13 protein-coding genes are annotated in these 14,909 nt (G+C 36.5%); 6 read left to right on the top strand and 7 right to left on the bottom strand.

The features are described from left to right. The first annotated feature begins 105 nt into the window (after positions 1-105). Both LB467_RS04860 and LB467_RS04855 read left to right on the top strand, forming a co-directional pair. Positions 106-1,917, top strand: a complete 1,812-nt coding sequence (locus tag LB467_RS04860) for an SLC13 family permease (RefSeq protein ID WP_224472895.1) — start codon at positions 106-108, stop codon at positions 1,915-1,917. A 43-nt stretch (positions 1,918-1,960) separates the two neighbouring features. Further along, the gene (locus tag LB467_RS04855; RefSeq protein WP_224472894.1) at positions 1,961-3,217 is read left to right on the top strand and encodes a glycosyltransferase; all 1,257 of its coding nucleotides are present in this window, start codon (positions 1,961-1,963) and stop codon (positions 3,215-3,217) included. Between the two features lie 99 nt (positions 3,218-3,316). Here the strand turns inward: LB467_RS04855 and LB467_RS04850 are convergent, their stop codons facing one another. Then, complete coding sequence (locus LB467_RS04850; protein WP_224472893.1) at positions 3,317-4,654, bottom strand: aspartate kinase; 1,338 nt, start codon at positions 4,652-4,654, stop codon at positions 3,317-3,319. Positions 4,655-4,827: 173 nt separating this feature from the next. On the opposite strand from LB467_RS04850, the gene LB467_RS04845 reads away from it, so the two are divergent. Further along, complete coding sequence (locus LB467_RS04845; protein WP_224472892.1) at positions 4,828-5,472, top strand: hypothetical protein; 645 nt, start codon at positions 4,828-4,830, stop codon at positions 5,470-5,472. A gap of 123 nt (positions 5,473-5,595) precedes the next feature. Here LB467_RS04845 and LB467_RS04840 read toward each other — a convergent pair whose 3' ends face one another. The 3 genes from LB467_RS04840 to LB467_RS04830 form a co-directional block, all read right to left on the bottom strand. Beyond that, entirely contained in the window at positions 5,596-5,742 is a 147-nt protein-coding gene (locus LB467_RS04840) for a hypothetical protein (protein ID WP_224472891.1), read from the bottom strand. 60 nt (positions 5,743-5,802) lie between these two features. Next, positions 5,803-6,678 (bottom strand): NHL repeat-containing protein, encoded by an 876-nt coding sequence (locus LB467_RS04835; protein WP_224472890.1) that lies wholly within the window; start codon positions 6,676-6,678, stop codon positions 5,803-5,805. A 285-nt stretch (positions 6,679-6,963) separates the two neighbouring features. Beyond that, positions 6,964-8,025 carry a transporter substrate-binding domain-containing protein gene (locus tag LB467_RS04830; RefSeq protein WP_224472889.1) on the bottom strand — a complete coding sequence of 354 codons (1,062 nt, stop codon included), beginning with the start codon at positions 8,023-8,025 and terminating at the stop codon, positions 6,964-6,966. 118 nt (positions 8,026-8,143) lie between these two features. Between LB467_RS04830 and LB467_RS04825 the strand changes: the two genes are divergently transcribed. The 3 genes from LB467_RS04825 (at position 8,144) to LB467_RS04815 (ending at position 11,092) form a co-directional block, all read left to right on the top strand. Next, entirely contained in the window at positions 8,144-8,827 is a 684-nt protein-coding gene (locus LB467_RS04825) for a response regulator transcription factor (protein WP_224472888.1), read from the top strand. A gap of 1 nt (position 8,828) precedes the next feature. Beyond that, complete coding sequence (locus LB467_RS04820; protein ID WP_224472887.1) at positions 8,829-10,199, top strand: sensor histidine kinase; 1,371 nt, start codon at positions 8,829-8,831, stop codon at positions 10,197-10,199. Positions 10,200-10,264: 65 nt separating this feature from the next. Beyond that, positions 10,265-11,092 (top strand): HAEPLYID family protein, encoded by an 828-nt coding sequence (locus tag LB467_RS04815; RefSeq protein ID WP_224472886.1) that lies wholly within the window; start codon positions 10,265-10,267, stop codon positions 11,090-11,092. Positions 11,093-11,321: 229 nt separating this feature from the next. On the opposite strand, the gene LB467_RS04810 is transcribed toward LB467_RS04815, so the two are convergent. From LB467_RS04810 to LB467_RS04800, 3 genes are all read right to left on the bottom strand, one after another. Continuing rightward, a complete protein-coding gene (locus tag LB467_RS04810) occupies positions 11,322-12,662 on the bottom strand; it encodes a hypothetical protein (RefSeq protein WP_224472885.1) in 1,341 nt (446 codons plus the stop codon). 155 nt (positions 12,663-12,817) lie between these two features. Further along, complete coding sequence (locus LB467_RS04805) at positions 12,818-13,255, bottom strand: 3D domain-containing protein (protein ID WP_224472884.1); 438 nt, start codon at positions 13,253-13,255, stop codon at positions 12,818-12,820. Between the two features lie 137 nt (positions 13,256-13,392). After that, positions 13,393-14,859, bottom strand: a complete 1,467-nt coding sequence (locus LB467_RS04800; RefSeq protein WP_224472883.1) for a Gfo/Idh/MocA family protein — start codon at positions 14,857-14,859, stop codon at positions 13,393-13,395. Positions 14,860-14,909: the final 50 nt, after the last annotated feature.

The following is a 14,909-nucleotide window of genomic DNA, read 5'->3' as shown; positions in this document are numbered from 1 at the left end:
AATATGACTCGATAAAAATTATAAGTATTTATTAATTCATAAAAATTTCAGAAGAAGAATTTTGCAAAGGCGTATTCCCTTATTTTTATTTTATAAATTTAAGTGATGACCGTAGAGATAGCCATATTGTTTTTTATCATTATCGTGGTAATTGTGCTTTTTGCACTGGAAGTTTTTCCGGTAGATAAAATCGCTTTTTTTATTCTTGCAGCATTATTAATGACCAATGTAGTTAGCCCCGAGGAAGCTATTTCCGGGTTTTCCAGTCCGGCTACTATTACAGTTCTCTCGTTAATGATCATAGCAATTGGACTGGAAACCAATGGAGTAATAGACTGGCTTGCCAGCGGCCTAAAAAGTTTGCGAATGCTTCCGGTATTTCTAATGGTACCTGTTTTTATGTTTATAGCAGGAAGTATTTCGGCATTTATCAATACTACAGCGGTCGTAATCGTTTTTATTAAAATTATTACAGAATTATCGGCCAAGTACGATATCCCTAATTCAAAGTTACTTTTACCAATTTCCTTTGCCGGTATTATTGGCGGAAGTTGCACACTTATGGGAACCTCTACAAACCTTATTGTAAATGCAGTGGCAGTAGATCGAGGTGTAGAACGTTTTAGCTTCTTTGAATTTACCTGGTATGGTGTCATTTTTATGATAATCACTATAATAATTGTGAGTGCCCTGGTGAAATTGCTTCCCAGAGCCAAAAAAACTCAAATTAGTGAAGATTATAATCTGGATGAATATATTACCAAAGTAATTATCACAAATGATTCGAGTGTAATAGGAAAAAGTATTCGCGAAAGTTTTCTATATGATAAAGAGGATATTGAGGTTTTGAGGCTGAAGCGTAACGGAATTATAAACGATAGACCGGGTAAATTCACAACGCTTAAAGCAGGTGATCAACTTTTGCTACGCTGTAATCTTGAAAATTTAATAAAACTCAAAGATGCCGAGGGTTTTACAGTAATTAAAGAAGACGACAATAAAAAACTCACAGATCCCATAATCGATTCTGAAGAACTGGAAGAAAACGTTCAGGTGGTAGAAATTTTAATGCTTCCCAACTCTCCCCTAATTGGAAAAAGTATAAAAACCGTGGGCTGGTACGATCTTCACGGGGCTGTTCCCCTGGCGATAAGAAAGCGAAGAAATTTTAGAAATCCGAGAAGACGAATTTTTAACCGAGGGACAGATGAAATTGAATTAAGGGTTGGAGACCGGTTATTGGTAGAAGTTAGCGAAAGCGCCCTAGATGAATTACAGAAGATTGAAAATGTCACCATTTTACAGCAGCATAAAAATATTGAAGTCACCACAAAAACCAAAAGATACCTTTCTTTATCCATTTTATTAGTGGTTATTGGACTCTCGGCGTTTTCCATTTTTCCAATATTAAAAAGCGCAATTATTGGATGCTTCCTAATGATTTTCACAAAGTGTATAGATTTAGGGAAAATCTATGCGCAGGTAAACTGGCAGATTATTTTTCTACTGGCTGGAATGATTCCGCTGGGTGTAGCGATGAGCAATACCGGCGCCGATCAATGGATCTCAGATCAATTAATGCTGGTTTTCGAAAATCAAACCGATACTATTATTATTGGAATCCTGTTCCTGGTCACGATGATTTTAAGCGGATTTATTTCCAATAATGCTACGGCAATAATTATCACCCCAATCGCTATTAGTATTGCGGCGAGTATGCAAATGGATCCCAAACCTTTTATTCTATCGGTTTTATTTGCTTCTAATTTTAGTTTTTTCACTCCCGTTGGTTACCAAACAAACACCATAATATACGGGATGGGTATATACCGCTTCAGGCATTTTTTCATTATTGGCGGTACCGTGTCTTTGGTGCTCTGGGTAACGGCTTCCCTCCTACTTTCTGCTAGTTTTTAATTAGGAATCTGCTTTAATTTCAGGTATTTTTGAAAAAAACTTTATGTCGCGTTTACTTGTAATTGGTTGTGTTTGGCCCGAACCTCATTCTTCGGCCGCAGGTAGCCGAATGCTGCAGTTATTAGAGTTTTTTCTTTCCAAAAATTATAAAATCACCTTTGTAACTACTGCGGCTCGTAGCGAGTTTGCTGTAGATTTAGAAAAGATGAATATCCCTTCTGAAGTAATTAAAATGAACCATCCTTCTTTTGATGCAATGTTAAAGAGAATTCAGCCAGATTTGGTGCTTTTTGATCGTTTTATGACGGAAGAGCAATTTGGCTGGAGAGTTGATGAAACCTACCCGGAAGCGGTGAAAATTTTAGATACTGAAGACCTCCATTTTTTAAGAAAAACCCGCACTGAAGCTTTCAAAAAGAATATTTCTGCGGAAAGTCTTTATTTCGATGCCGACATTACCAAAAGGGAAATCGCGAGTATTTACCGCTGTGACCTTAGCCTTATAATTTCTGAAGTTGAAAAGCAATTTCTGCAGGATGAATTCAGCATACATACAAATCTTTTGCATTACCTGCCCTTCCTCCCGGAACCTGTATCCGGAGAAAAACAGCTTAAATTACCGAAATTTGAACAACGTGAAAATTTTATAAGTATTGGTAATTTTTTACACGAACCCAATTGGAACGCGGTATTATATTTAAAAGAAGAAATCTGGCCTTTGATAAAGCAGGAACTCCCTGAAGCAAAATTGGAAATTTACGGGGCTTATCCGTCTCAGAAAGTCTGGAACCTTCACAATGAAAAAGAAGGTTTTATCGTAAAAGGTCGTGTCGAAAATGCCGAAAAGGTTATGAAAAATGCCAGAATTTGCCTGGCACCAATACGCTTTGGAGCAGGCTTAAAAGGGAAACTTATACAGGCAATGCAATGCGGAACGCCTTCAGTGACCACAATAATTGGAGCCGAGGGAATTGCCGGAGACCTCAACTGGAACGGATTTATCTCTAACGATGCAAAAGACTTTGCAAAAAAAGCTGTGCAATTATATTCAGAAGAAAAACTTTGGGAAAAGTCGGTAGGAAGTGGTTTTGAAATTATTGCTTCAAGGTTTGATAAAGAAGAACATCGTCAAGAATTTTCCAATAGATTATCAGATCTTATTCAAAATATAAATGTCTACAGACAAAGAAATTTTATAGGAAAAATGCTACAACATCATCAACATAGAAGTACCTATTTTATGGCGAAATTCATTGAAGAAAAGGAGAAAAGTAAACTCAACAAGACTATAAAGCAGTAGTTTTCAAAGGATTTTAAACATAAAAAACCGCTGGTTAAATTTAACCTACCAGCGGTTTTCACTACACAAAAGGAACAGTTTCCTGTTCACAAACAGAAATCAAACAAATTGAGGTATTGCTCGGTCCTCAAACAATTTGCGGTTTAAACCCTGCAGGGTTTGTATTTTATTTTTGGTATCTACCAGTAAAGATATATTGTTATTGCTTCCTCCATAAGAAATCATTCTCACAGGAATATCATTTAATAATTCGAATAATCGGCTGGTACTTTTATCTTCAATTAGGCCTTCACCTACAATGCAAATAATACTGTGATCTTTCTCGACGGTAATCTCGCCATAAGCGTTTAACTCTTCCAGAATTTCATTTAAGTTCCTGTCGTCGTCTATGGTTAAGGAAATCGCTATTTCTGAAGTGGTAATCATATCGATTGCGGTTTCGTATTTATCAAAAACCTCAAAGATTTTTTTAAGAAATCCGTGTGCCATCAGCATCCGGTTAGATTTAATTTTAATGGCAGTAATTCCGTCTTTTGCTGAAATCGCTTTAAGTCCGAGTGTATGAATCTCTGATGATATTTTAGTTCCGGGAAGTTCTGGGGTAAAGGTATTTTTTAAAAATAAAGGAATTTGCCTTTTTATAACCGGAGAAATAGTTTGTGGGTGCAAAATTTTTGCTCCAAAATAAGCAAGCTCTGCTGCTTCTTCAAAACTTAACTCGGCAATAGCGTGTGTGTTTTCAACATAACGGGGATCATTATTATGAAACCCGTCAATATCTGTCCATATTTGTACTTCTTCAGCCTGAACCGCTGCAGCCAGAATGGTAGCGCTGTAATCGCTTCCACCTCTTTTGAGAGTACTAATGGAATTTTGCGCATCAATTCTCACAAAACCCTGAGTAATATAAATATCTGTTGGTTCAAGGTTTTCTATACTCTGCTGAAATAGTTTACCTACTAAATCTGTATCAGGATTTTCTAGATTTGAAACCTGCATAAATTCCCTGGCATTCAGGAAATTATTCTGAATTCCTGAACTCGTAAGAAAAGTTGAAAAAATGTAGGTAAGCATAGTCTCACCGGTAGTTACAACTTCCGAATACACTCCTTCAGAATATTTACTGCGGCTTAGTTTCTGTAAACCTTCAAGCACATTATTCACAAAATCCTTTGCCTGCGAATTTAAGCCTGGTTCATTTATAAGCTCATCTATCGTAGATTCGTGCTTTTGTTTTAACTCAGCAATAATAGTATTAATGGCTGAATAATCTTCAGCTTTAATGTTTTCTGAAATTTCAACCAGTTTATTAGTCACCCCGGCCATTGCCGAAAGTACCAGCACTTTCTTCCCACTTCTTGCAGCTAAAATGTTTTTTACATTTCTAATGCTCTCTACAGATCCTACAGAAGTTCCGCCAAACTTTAATACTTTCATTACTAATTATTTACTCTTAGTGAGATTTAAATTTTTTATATGTTATTTACTATTTGGAAAGTTTATATTCCTTCCTTTGAAATAACTCAGTGCATAATTAGAATTAAAGCCCGCTGTGACAAAAATTATCTTTCATTTTATATACATTTGCACAAAATGTATAATATTTAACAATGAAAACTATAACTACCTGTGTTCACGATATAATAAGACACCAACCTTTTCTGGATGATGCGATTGCGCGAGATATTGTAAATTTTAGCGGATTGGCCGATGATATTCAGCCCCAGGTAGAAAAAGAAATGCGAAAACCTGTAAAACAGGGTTCTATTATTATGGCTTTAAGACGCTATGCTCCCCGCCGGACTAAAATAAATATGCAACATTTAAGGGAGCTGGGAGATATTGTAGTACGATCTGGAATTACCGAGTATACTTTTTTAAATTCCAATACCATAATTGCCAATAAAGCGAGGTTGCTCGATGCGGTAAAAGATCAAACGGGGGTTTATCTCAATTACTCCAGTAATTATCAGGAAAGCAATATCCTGGTTTCCTCAAGTCTTACCAATCTTGTTGAAGATTGTTTCAGAAATGAAAGGCGGGTATCTATAAAAGAGGAACTATCGTCTATAACGATTGCCCTGCCCAAAAACAGTTCGCAGTTTGTAGGCCTGTATTTCTATCTCTTTAAACTACTGGCCTACGAAGGAATCCCAATTTTTGAAATGATCTCTACCTCAAACTATTTTGCGCTCTTTTTAGAAAAAGAATATGTGAATCAGGCGTTTTTGTTGATTAATGAGATTAAGAAGTAGATAAAAGCTCCCCTCCTTTCAAAGAAGAGGAATGAATTCAGCTTTGCTGAAGAAAGGGGTGGTTCACCACGCCCTTAATTTATACGAAAAAACACTTAAGCCCTTCAGGTTGATTTTTAACTATTACCAAAACCCAAAATAAAAACCGGAGATTACTACCGCAACAATTAGAATGAGTAAGATCGTGATGATAAATCCTATCCCGAAATTGGTCTTCTTATTATCCTTTAAAATATAATCTTTTTCCTCTTTGTCTTTCTTAAGTTCCATTTGCTTAGTTTTTTAAAAATTAGTATTTCAATAATTTAAGAATGATAAGGTAGTCTTAAATTATTGGAGTTGATACCACCAAACGGCGTTTTGATGATTCATTGGTAAAACCAGTTGATTTTTCTTAGCATCAAAAAGGATATCCCCGGCACTTTTTCCTGAAGTTAAAACTTCTTCCAGGTCCCCGTTTTTCCCGGCCAGGTAAATTTTACCGGTAGCCCAATCTGATATATAAAAAGCATCTTCACCAACCGGCTGAATCCCATCCAGATTTCCAATTCCGTTCTTAGAAATCTTTGTGATCTCACGGGTATCCATATCAATTTTTAGAAAATTACCATCGGTATTTTCTCCCCAGGCAGCCGCATAGAGTTGATCTTTTTGAGCATATAGCCCGTTTACATATTCTAATCTGGTAGTGTTTAAATATTCAATAATCTCTCCTTCTTCATTTTCTGGGATCATCATATTTGATTTATCGCCTGGCATCAAAAAAATCGCGCTTTTCCCTGAATCTGAGATAAAGATATTTCCCATCGCATCTACTGTTATATCATTTAAAGAAATGGCACCTTCAACTGCGATTCTCCTGGTTATTTCTGAATCTTCAATATTAATCTCAATAAGTTCGGTATTATTGGTTACATAGACCTTATCATCTTTTATAAGTAAACCTTTTGGGTCTTTCAAACCTTCTATCCATTTTAACTCGATAATCTCTCCCTCAGAAGAAACCCTGGAAATAAATCCGTCACCTTCTACTTTATCTGCCATATTGGAGACGTAATATTCATTCTTATCTTCATTAAAAACAACAGATTCTGGATGGCTAAAGCCTTCCACTTTTTTAATTAAAGTAGCTGAAGTGCTTTGCGCAAAGGTAACACTGCTAATAATTAGGCTTATAAAAACGAGTTTTAGTTTATGTGTTTTCATCTTATTAATTTTTATAAAGATACGAAATAGAAGTTTTAATTTTTTTAAGTCTTCTTACTGAAATGCTGCTAAATATTTGCTAATTCTAAATTTTGGGATTTGATTTCAGCTAAATTAGCCCAACTTAACCTATAAATATCTAAGTAAGTATGAAAAATATCATCAGGGCTATTCTAGCTGGGTGGGGCGCGAAAAAATTAGGTGGCGGCTGTGGATGTATAGGAATTATTATTGTTTTTATAATTTTATGGTTCCTCCTTGGGCAGGTTGGTTTTTAGTTTTAACCTATTCGTAATCTGCCATTATTGAGTTCCACTCCATAGTTTTCATAACTCCAATTAAAACGGGATTGATTTTTTCCAGCAATGCCGAATTCTTCGGAAAGCTATACCCGTAATAATCTTTTTTAAGTGTTTTTTGAAGAACCTCAATTTCATTATCGAGTCCTCTTCGTTTTAACTCATAGCGCAAAATGGGTTCATCATAAACAAAAAGCCTGGTTTGTTTATCCTTTAAAAGTTGCATTCCTTCCTTTTCGCTAAATACTTCTTTATGCTGAATGTTATATAAACTCAATAATTCCTGGGCACTACTGCTTTTTACAGTAGTAACTTCAAATTTAGATAAATCCTGTACTCCGGTAATTTCATCGTTCATGGTTTGAACCGTAAGTGATGAGGCTATTCCGGCTGTTAAACTGGAAATAATTATTATCGCCATAAACATCCAGATAAGAGCAATTACCCGGCCGCCCGTAGTTCTGGGCGATTTATCTCCATAACCTACGGTGGTCATAGTTACCGCACTCCACCAAAACCCCTGAAGTATTCCCCGGGAACCGCTACCAAATTCTTCGGCATTCTTTTTACGCTCAAAGATCCAAACCAGAAAGCCGAAAATGAAAATTACCGCCAGTAAAATAAGTATTGCTGAAATAAAATTCCAGCTAAATAAGTTACCTAAATAACTAAAAATCTGCGACTCACTTCTTTTAGCCACACCGGTATGTGATATAAAGTATGGCTGAGAGAAATCCATTCGCTGCATTCGGTTATTGGTCACCGTAACCGGGTTAATACTAAAATCTACCTCTTTGTTTTCAACCGCGTTTAATAAATCACCAAGAGAAGCATATTCTTTATATTCATAATCTAAATCCAGGTCTTCATTCACCAATTGCCAGGAGTCTATGCTCAAACCGTTGTATTCCCCGTTTTCCTGCATTACAAAAGGTGGTGTGGGGGTAATTCCTATAACAAGTTTATCATTAATAATCGAATCCTGTGCTGATAAGTTTATACTAGAAAGAAAAATGCAAAAAGTGAGGAAGAAATAAAGCTGTTTCATAGATCATTTTGGTTATTTTCACAACATACATAATTTAGGAGTATTTAGGAAATACAAATTCTGAATTCTAATCCTATTCTAATTTTCAAAAGCTATAAATTTCTGATATTTGATCCCAATGAATATTCTGTTAGTTGAAGATGAGCCAAACGTGGCATCCCTGCTTCATAAATGTTTGTCTGAAAAAAGCCACCGTATAGGGATTGCCACAAATGGCCAAATGGGCCTTGATTTAATTCTTAGTCAAAATTATGACCTGGTACTCCTGGATATTATGTTACCGGACAAGTCAGGGCTGGAAATACTGGAAGAACTTCAACAAGCCAAAAATCAAACTCCAATCATCTTATTAACAGCCCTGGATACAACAGAAACTGTGGTAAAAGGTTTAAATCTTGGAGCTGATGATTATATTGTAAAACCCTTCAAGATAGATGAACTTCTTGCCAGAGTAAATGCCGTAAGCCGCAGGAAATTAAAGTCCGAAACCTCAACAGAAGAAAAAGAGCGGAAAATTATCTTCAACAATATTGCTATAGACGATGGAGCTAAGCGGGTTTTTAAAGATAAGGTAGAAATAAAACTAACCGCAACAGAATATAAGCTTCTAAAAGTTCTTATTGAGAATAACAACAAAGTACTTTCCCGCGAGCAAATACTTGAAAAAGTATGGGGAGTAGAATATGATTTGGGAACCAATGTTGTAGATGTTTATATTAACTACCTTCGTAAAAAATTAAAAGATAATTCAGAAGACAGGCTTATTCAAACGGTTATTGGGATGGGTTATGTAGTAAGGTAAGTTGAAAATCAAGTATAAAATAGCGGCAATTTTCTCCCTGATTTTCGCTTTGATAATCGGGTTTGTTTGCATTTTTATTTACACCAGGGTCGCAAATAATACCTATGAACAATTTAATAAACGTCTTCTAGACCGTGCATATACTGCTGCTAAGATTTTACTGGAAAAAGACGAATTCAGCAAAGGGAAGTATGAGCGTTTAACCCGGCAATATTTAAGAAATCTACCCCAGGAGGAAGAAACTTTCTTTAAGGTAGAAAATAATGAAATATCTAAAGAATCGGGGGACCAACATTATTATAACGAAAAAGCATTCTTAAAAAACCTGGAAGGGGAACACGTTTTTTTCGAAACAAATGGAAAACAAGCAGTCAGTATTTTCTACGAGGATAATCAGGGGGATTATATTACAGTAGTTTCGGCTATAGATGAGGAAGGTAAAAACCAACTCTCCCATCTTATGAATATCTTATTCTTAACCTCATTATTCAGTTTAATCCTTATTCTGGCTATATCCCTATTTTTTGCTTCTATTTTGCTCAACCCCATTAATAACATGATTACCCGTGTGCAGCAAATAACCGCCAGTAATCTAGAACTGAGATTGGATGAAGGAGATGGAAAAGACGAAATTTCAAGGTTGGCGGCAACATTTAATGCTATGCTGCTAAGATTAGAAACTTCTTTTTATTCCCAGAAAAAATTCATAGAAAATGCTTCGCATGAGTTACGCACACCCCTCACTATTATTATGGGGGAAGCAGATTATGCTTTACAATCTACCAAAAAGGAAAACACAGAGGTGGCCTTGAACAAGATCTATGATGAAGCTACTCATCTAAATGAATTATTCACCAGCTTACTACATCTCTCTGAAGTACAGGCAGAACAACCTAATAAAGGTTTTGAGATATTTAGAATAGATGAACTCATACAACAAATAAGCATACGTTTAAATAAATTGAATTCCGGTAATAGAATTCGTTTGAATTACGAGGAAATAGAATCATTCAATGAAAACTCATTCGAGATCTTAGGGAACAGGTTGTGGATAGAAATTGCGATAAGCAACATTTTAAAAAATGCCCTGAAATATTCTGGTAATGAAAAGGTTCATATTTCCCTGGGACAAACTTCAAAATTCAATGTAATTAATATTCAGGATTTTGGTTCCGGAATTTCAAAGTCAGATCTCGATAAGATTTTCACCCCATTTTATCGTGGTAAAAATGGTAAAAATGAAAAAGGTCACGGCATTGGACTTGCGCTCACGAAAGATATCGTTAAAATTCATAAAGGCAATATAGACATTGAAACCAAAGCAGGTCAGGGAACTGTAGTCAGCATCAAGTTCCCATTACTTCAATTTTAATATTATTCTAATGCTATTTTTATAACTATTTAATCTGAAAGAGTTTTGTTTGCCAAAAATTTAAAATGAAACAAAGCCTTAAAATTTGCCTTTCGCTTACTATCTTTCTAAGCGCTACATTTAGTTATGCCCAGGAAGAGGCAAACGAAGAAGACCTTCCTTTAAAACTTCAACATGCCGAACCGCTTTATATAGATCTTATTCGTGATTTAGGGGCCAGGAAAGGAGAGAAAGAATGGAACCTTGGAGCTGGAATAACCGATAATTTAGACTTCGATTCTTATGAATTTCTTGTTGAGTACGAATGGGCAGTAGCCGACAGACTGGGACTGGAAGTAGAAGTACCTGTAACCGTCTTCTCCCCCAATGCTTTTAATCGCGGCGCAGAAAGCAGGCCCGGTGATCGTGTAGAAAGCCTAAAATTAGCCGCTCAATATACCTTCTGGGTTTCAGATAAATATCAAACTTCTATGGCTCTTGGAAATATTGTAGAATTTGAATTTACTGATCTTAATACAATGTCTTTAAATAATTTAACCCAGGGTGTGCTATTTAATCCTTTTTTAATTGCAGCGAAGCGATTTACATCAGAATGGCATGGGTTGATTTATACCGGGCCCAGATTTTTCAATGGATGGAACAATCATGAAAACTATTTCGCCTATGAGATTAACTCCAACCTTCATTATATGATACCGGGAACCGGAAATTTTATAGGTTTAGAGGTAAACCAACTAATTATGGACGGTGAATTAAAAACTGTCTTAAGACCCCAAATGCGTGTAGAAATTAAAGATTCGCTTAAAATAGGTATAGTGCCGGGGATTTCCCTTAATCGCGATGAAGAACGCTTCAGTTCTTTTCTCAGGTTAATTTATGAACCACATTTTTAAATAAATATTATAGGATTAATATTTTAAAGAGGCTGCCTGAAAAGTTTTTTTAATCGTCATTTTGTCCCAAAGCTTCGGGATTATTTCAGAATCTAAGATGTTGATAATCCAAACATGTTAGAAGCTGAAACAAGTCAGCTTAACGAAATTAGACTTTTTCAGACAGCCTCATTTTTTGATTATTAAGGTTTGATTTACTTGAGCATTAGATGTTTTCAGCAGCACAATTTTAAAATATAAACCCTACACCAAATTCAAATCGGTCCCCCTCAAAATCGTTGGTTCCAACAATTGGACTGGAATTATTTCTAAACATGTAATTTGCTTTGAATACAATATTTCTTCTTGGATTAAAATTCAATCCAAGTGTTAAGGCTTTTAAATTAGTTTGAAAGCGTGTTTCGTTTTCTAATTGATCAACTACTTCACTGTGAGTATCCAATCTATCATATCTTAAAAATAGCGGAAGTTTAAACTCGTTACCTTTAAATAAAAAGTTATCTAAGCTGCCATCAGATTTACCGCCCCTTAACATTGGGAGGATATCGTAACCTAGCTCTAAATAATAACCAAAGACCTCGCTACCTAAAACCTGTCCAGCCATTTCCTGTCCCCCGGTTCCCATTTGCTTTGTAAGGTCAAATATAAGATCGGTCTGGCCCATTCTACCGTATGATCCTAAAGCCATTATACTCAAGCTATTCCATTGGTGTCTTAAATAAGATGTGGTTAAAAAGGTATTGGCACTAAGCCTTTTGGCACTATTCCCTGAGATAACTCTCTGGTTGTTTCCAGCCTGCGTCCAAACTCCATTAACCACAAATTCTGTATCTTTTGTTATTTGATAACCCAATTTTCCATTTAATACATATCCGTCAAAATTTCCACGAAGGCCATTATCCCTACCTCTCCTAATCCAGGTGCCACCATTAAAATTCTGAGTATCCAACCCCTGGTAAATAGACAGGGAATAATCTAGCTTATTTGTTAGTTTACCATAGGCCATAACTCCAAGATCAATCCAGGTGGAAGGTGTGATTAATCGTTCTACGGGAGACCTGTTTACAGAATGATAAAGAATTGGCTCATCATTGGTATTCATATATCCAATTTGTACTTGATGGGTTCCAGCTCTTAAATTAAATTTTTCATCGATTAAAAAATCGGCAAAAACCTCAAAAAATATCTCATGGTCCCGCTCGTTAGTTTCCTGATCACGGTACATTTCTGCAAAAACTTCTCCATAAAGTATCAACCAGGGTTTTGGCTTATAGGCCAGATACGTTACAAACCTGTATAATTCATTCATATATAATTCCAGATCTTCGCTAGACCTGTCTTTACCACCAAAGTATTCGGTATATCCGGCTTCACCAAAGCCGGAAATTGTAAACTTTTTATCTGAAAAATAAATTTTAGAAGCCGCTACGGGTAAACCACTTTGAGTTTCATACGTAAGCTCTCCTTTTTTTTCTGGATCTTCAATTTGATCGGTAGTATCAGTTTGCGCAAGAACTGCTGAATTTAGAAAAAGTAAAAGTAAGGCTGCAAATGAGGAAATAGATTTCATAGATTTTTTTAAAGCTTCGTTTTTTAAAGAGGAAGCAAATCTATTGATCATGCATTAAGCCTACATTCAGGTTTGATTAAAAAGTCATTAGAAACAAAAAAGATTCTATTTTTTACTTTCGTCTACCAAAATGGTTTAATTTATAAACCGTATTTTTAATCCTTTTTCTTCGTAAGAGAGTCTACAGGAACCTCGTAATAGATATTTAATTTTTTACGTCCAAAATTCCTGGCTTTTTGCACATCCTCATCCATATAGATATCTATTTTATTCTTCCAGCGATAATGCATTTTATCCTTTACAAGAAAAACCCCGTCAAAACCTTCAATTTTAACGGGGGTATTGTGATCTAAACCTTTTTTTATCAAGTCTCTGGAAACTGCAATTACTTTACTACCGGGTTGTAAAGTATCTCCCCAGGCCGTAATATTGGCGCCACCGGTTCCGGTTTGCCAGCTCAGGGAATTATATGCTGAAGCCGTAACTTCTAAGGTATCCCATACCATTTTTGGCTCGGACTCTTTATTATTGAAATTACAGGCTGAAAAACTGAAGTAAAAAACTACTAACCATACAATTACAAGGATTTTCATAACTTATAATTTTAATCAAGAACCTCGGGGCAAGCCCTCGAGGTATGAATTGAAAAACTATTTTATAATTTCGAGGCAAGCCCGCCTGAATGATTCGGGCAGGCCTCTGGGAATTAAACCCTCAATGAGGGATTAATCTAGCTTAGCTTCCAGCCGCCCCGATACTCCCTACGCACAAATTGATTGGCTTCATCAAAATTGGTCACTCGCATATCTTCTGAATTCCAAAGCATTTTTATATCACGTCCGGGGTAATCAAAGTAGGTATCCCCATTATCACGTCTTTTTTCGTTTCTAACATCATAACCTCTAATCGCCAGATTGGCTATTAATAAAGTTTCAGTTAGTGGTCCTGCAATTTCAAAAGGAGAACTTAATTCTATCTTTCCATAACCTGCAATTGCTCCTTCTACCCATTGTGCATAATGGCCTTCTTCTCCACCGGGAACGCGCTCATATTTCTCAGCAACATTTACTTCGTCGGTTTTAGAAGTAGGTAATAATCGCGGATTTCGACCGTAAGTGCCACACATCATTTTTCCTTTATCACCAATAAATAACACTCCGTTGCCACCATCACCAAAGGTTTCATTTGGCCCAAGTTCTTCCGGTCTTTTTGGTTTAATGCCACCGTCCATCCAGTGCAGGGTAACATCCTCACTGGTTTTATCAGTTTTTGGAAACGTCATTACCGCGTGGCTTGAAGGTGGGCAACTCTCAGGGAAATAACCTCTTTTAAATTCATCTACATAAACACTTCCCACACTACACTGAACATCTTTTGGATGGCCCAAACCTAAAACACGATAAGGTGCTTCAATTAAATGGCAGCCCATATCGCCTAATGCCCCGGTACCATAATCCCACCAGCCACGCCAGTTAAACGGAACCAAACCTTCTATATACTCCCTTTTCGGTGCTGTATTCAACCATAAATCCCAGTCTAAACCTTCAGGCACAGCTGCTGTTTTCCCCTCAGGCCATGGAATTCCCTGTGGCCAAACCGGGCGATCTGTCCATACATAAACCGTATGCACTTTTCCTATAAGATCGGCGTCATACCATTCGCGCATTTTTCTAACACCATCTCCTGAAGCCCCCTGATTTCCCATTTGAGTAACAACCTGGTATCTTTCGGCTGCTTCAGTCAATTGCCTGGCCTCGTAAATATCGTGGGTAAGTGGTTTTTGAACATAAACCGGTTTCCCCAGTTCCATCGCAGCCAATGCCTGTACTGCGTGACCATGATCTGGTGTAGATATTGAAACCGCATCTATATTTTTAGATTCTTTCTCCAGCATTTCCCGATAATCGGTATAAAACTTAGCCTTTGGAAAACGGGCTACAGAATTTGCGGCTCTTTTCTTATCTACATCGCATAAAAAACCAATATCAGCTTTTCCAGATTGATAAAAGCTGTTGATATCGCTTTCACCCTTTCCTCCTACTCCAATTCCAGCAATTACCAGTTTATCACTTGGTGCTAAAAATCCGGGACCTCCCATTACGTGTCTGGGAATAATACTAATACCAGCTGTTGCAAGTGCGGTGGTTTTCAAAAAACTTCTTCTGGAATTAGATTTCGGGGCTTCGTCTTTTTTCATATTTATCGGGGTTTTAATTTTAGCCGGTTAAGCTAATTGTATATTTTTCT

Origin of the sequence: Salegentibacter tibetensis, from assembly GCF_020164485.1 — a bacterium.
GTDB lineage: Bacteria > Bacteroidota > Bacteroidia > Flavobacteriales > Flavobacteriaceae > Salegentibacter > Salegentibacter tibetensis.
Note: the sequence above shows the minus strand (reverse complement) of the source record. Positions and strands in the feature narration are given on the sequence as shown.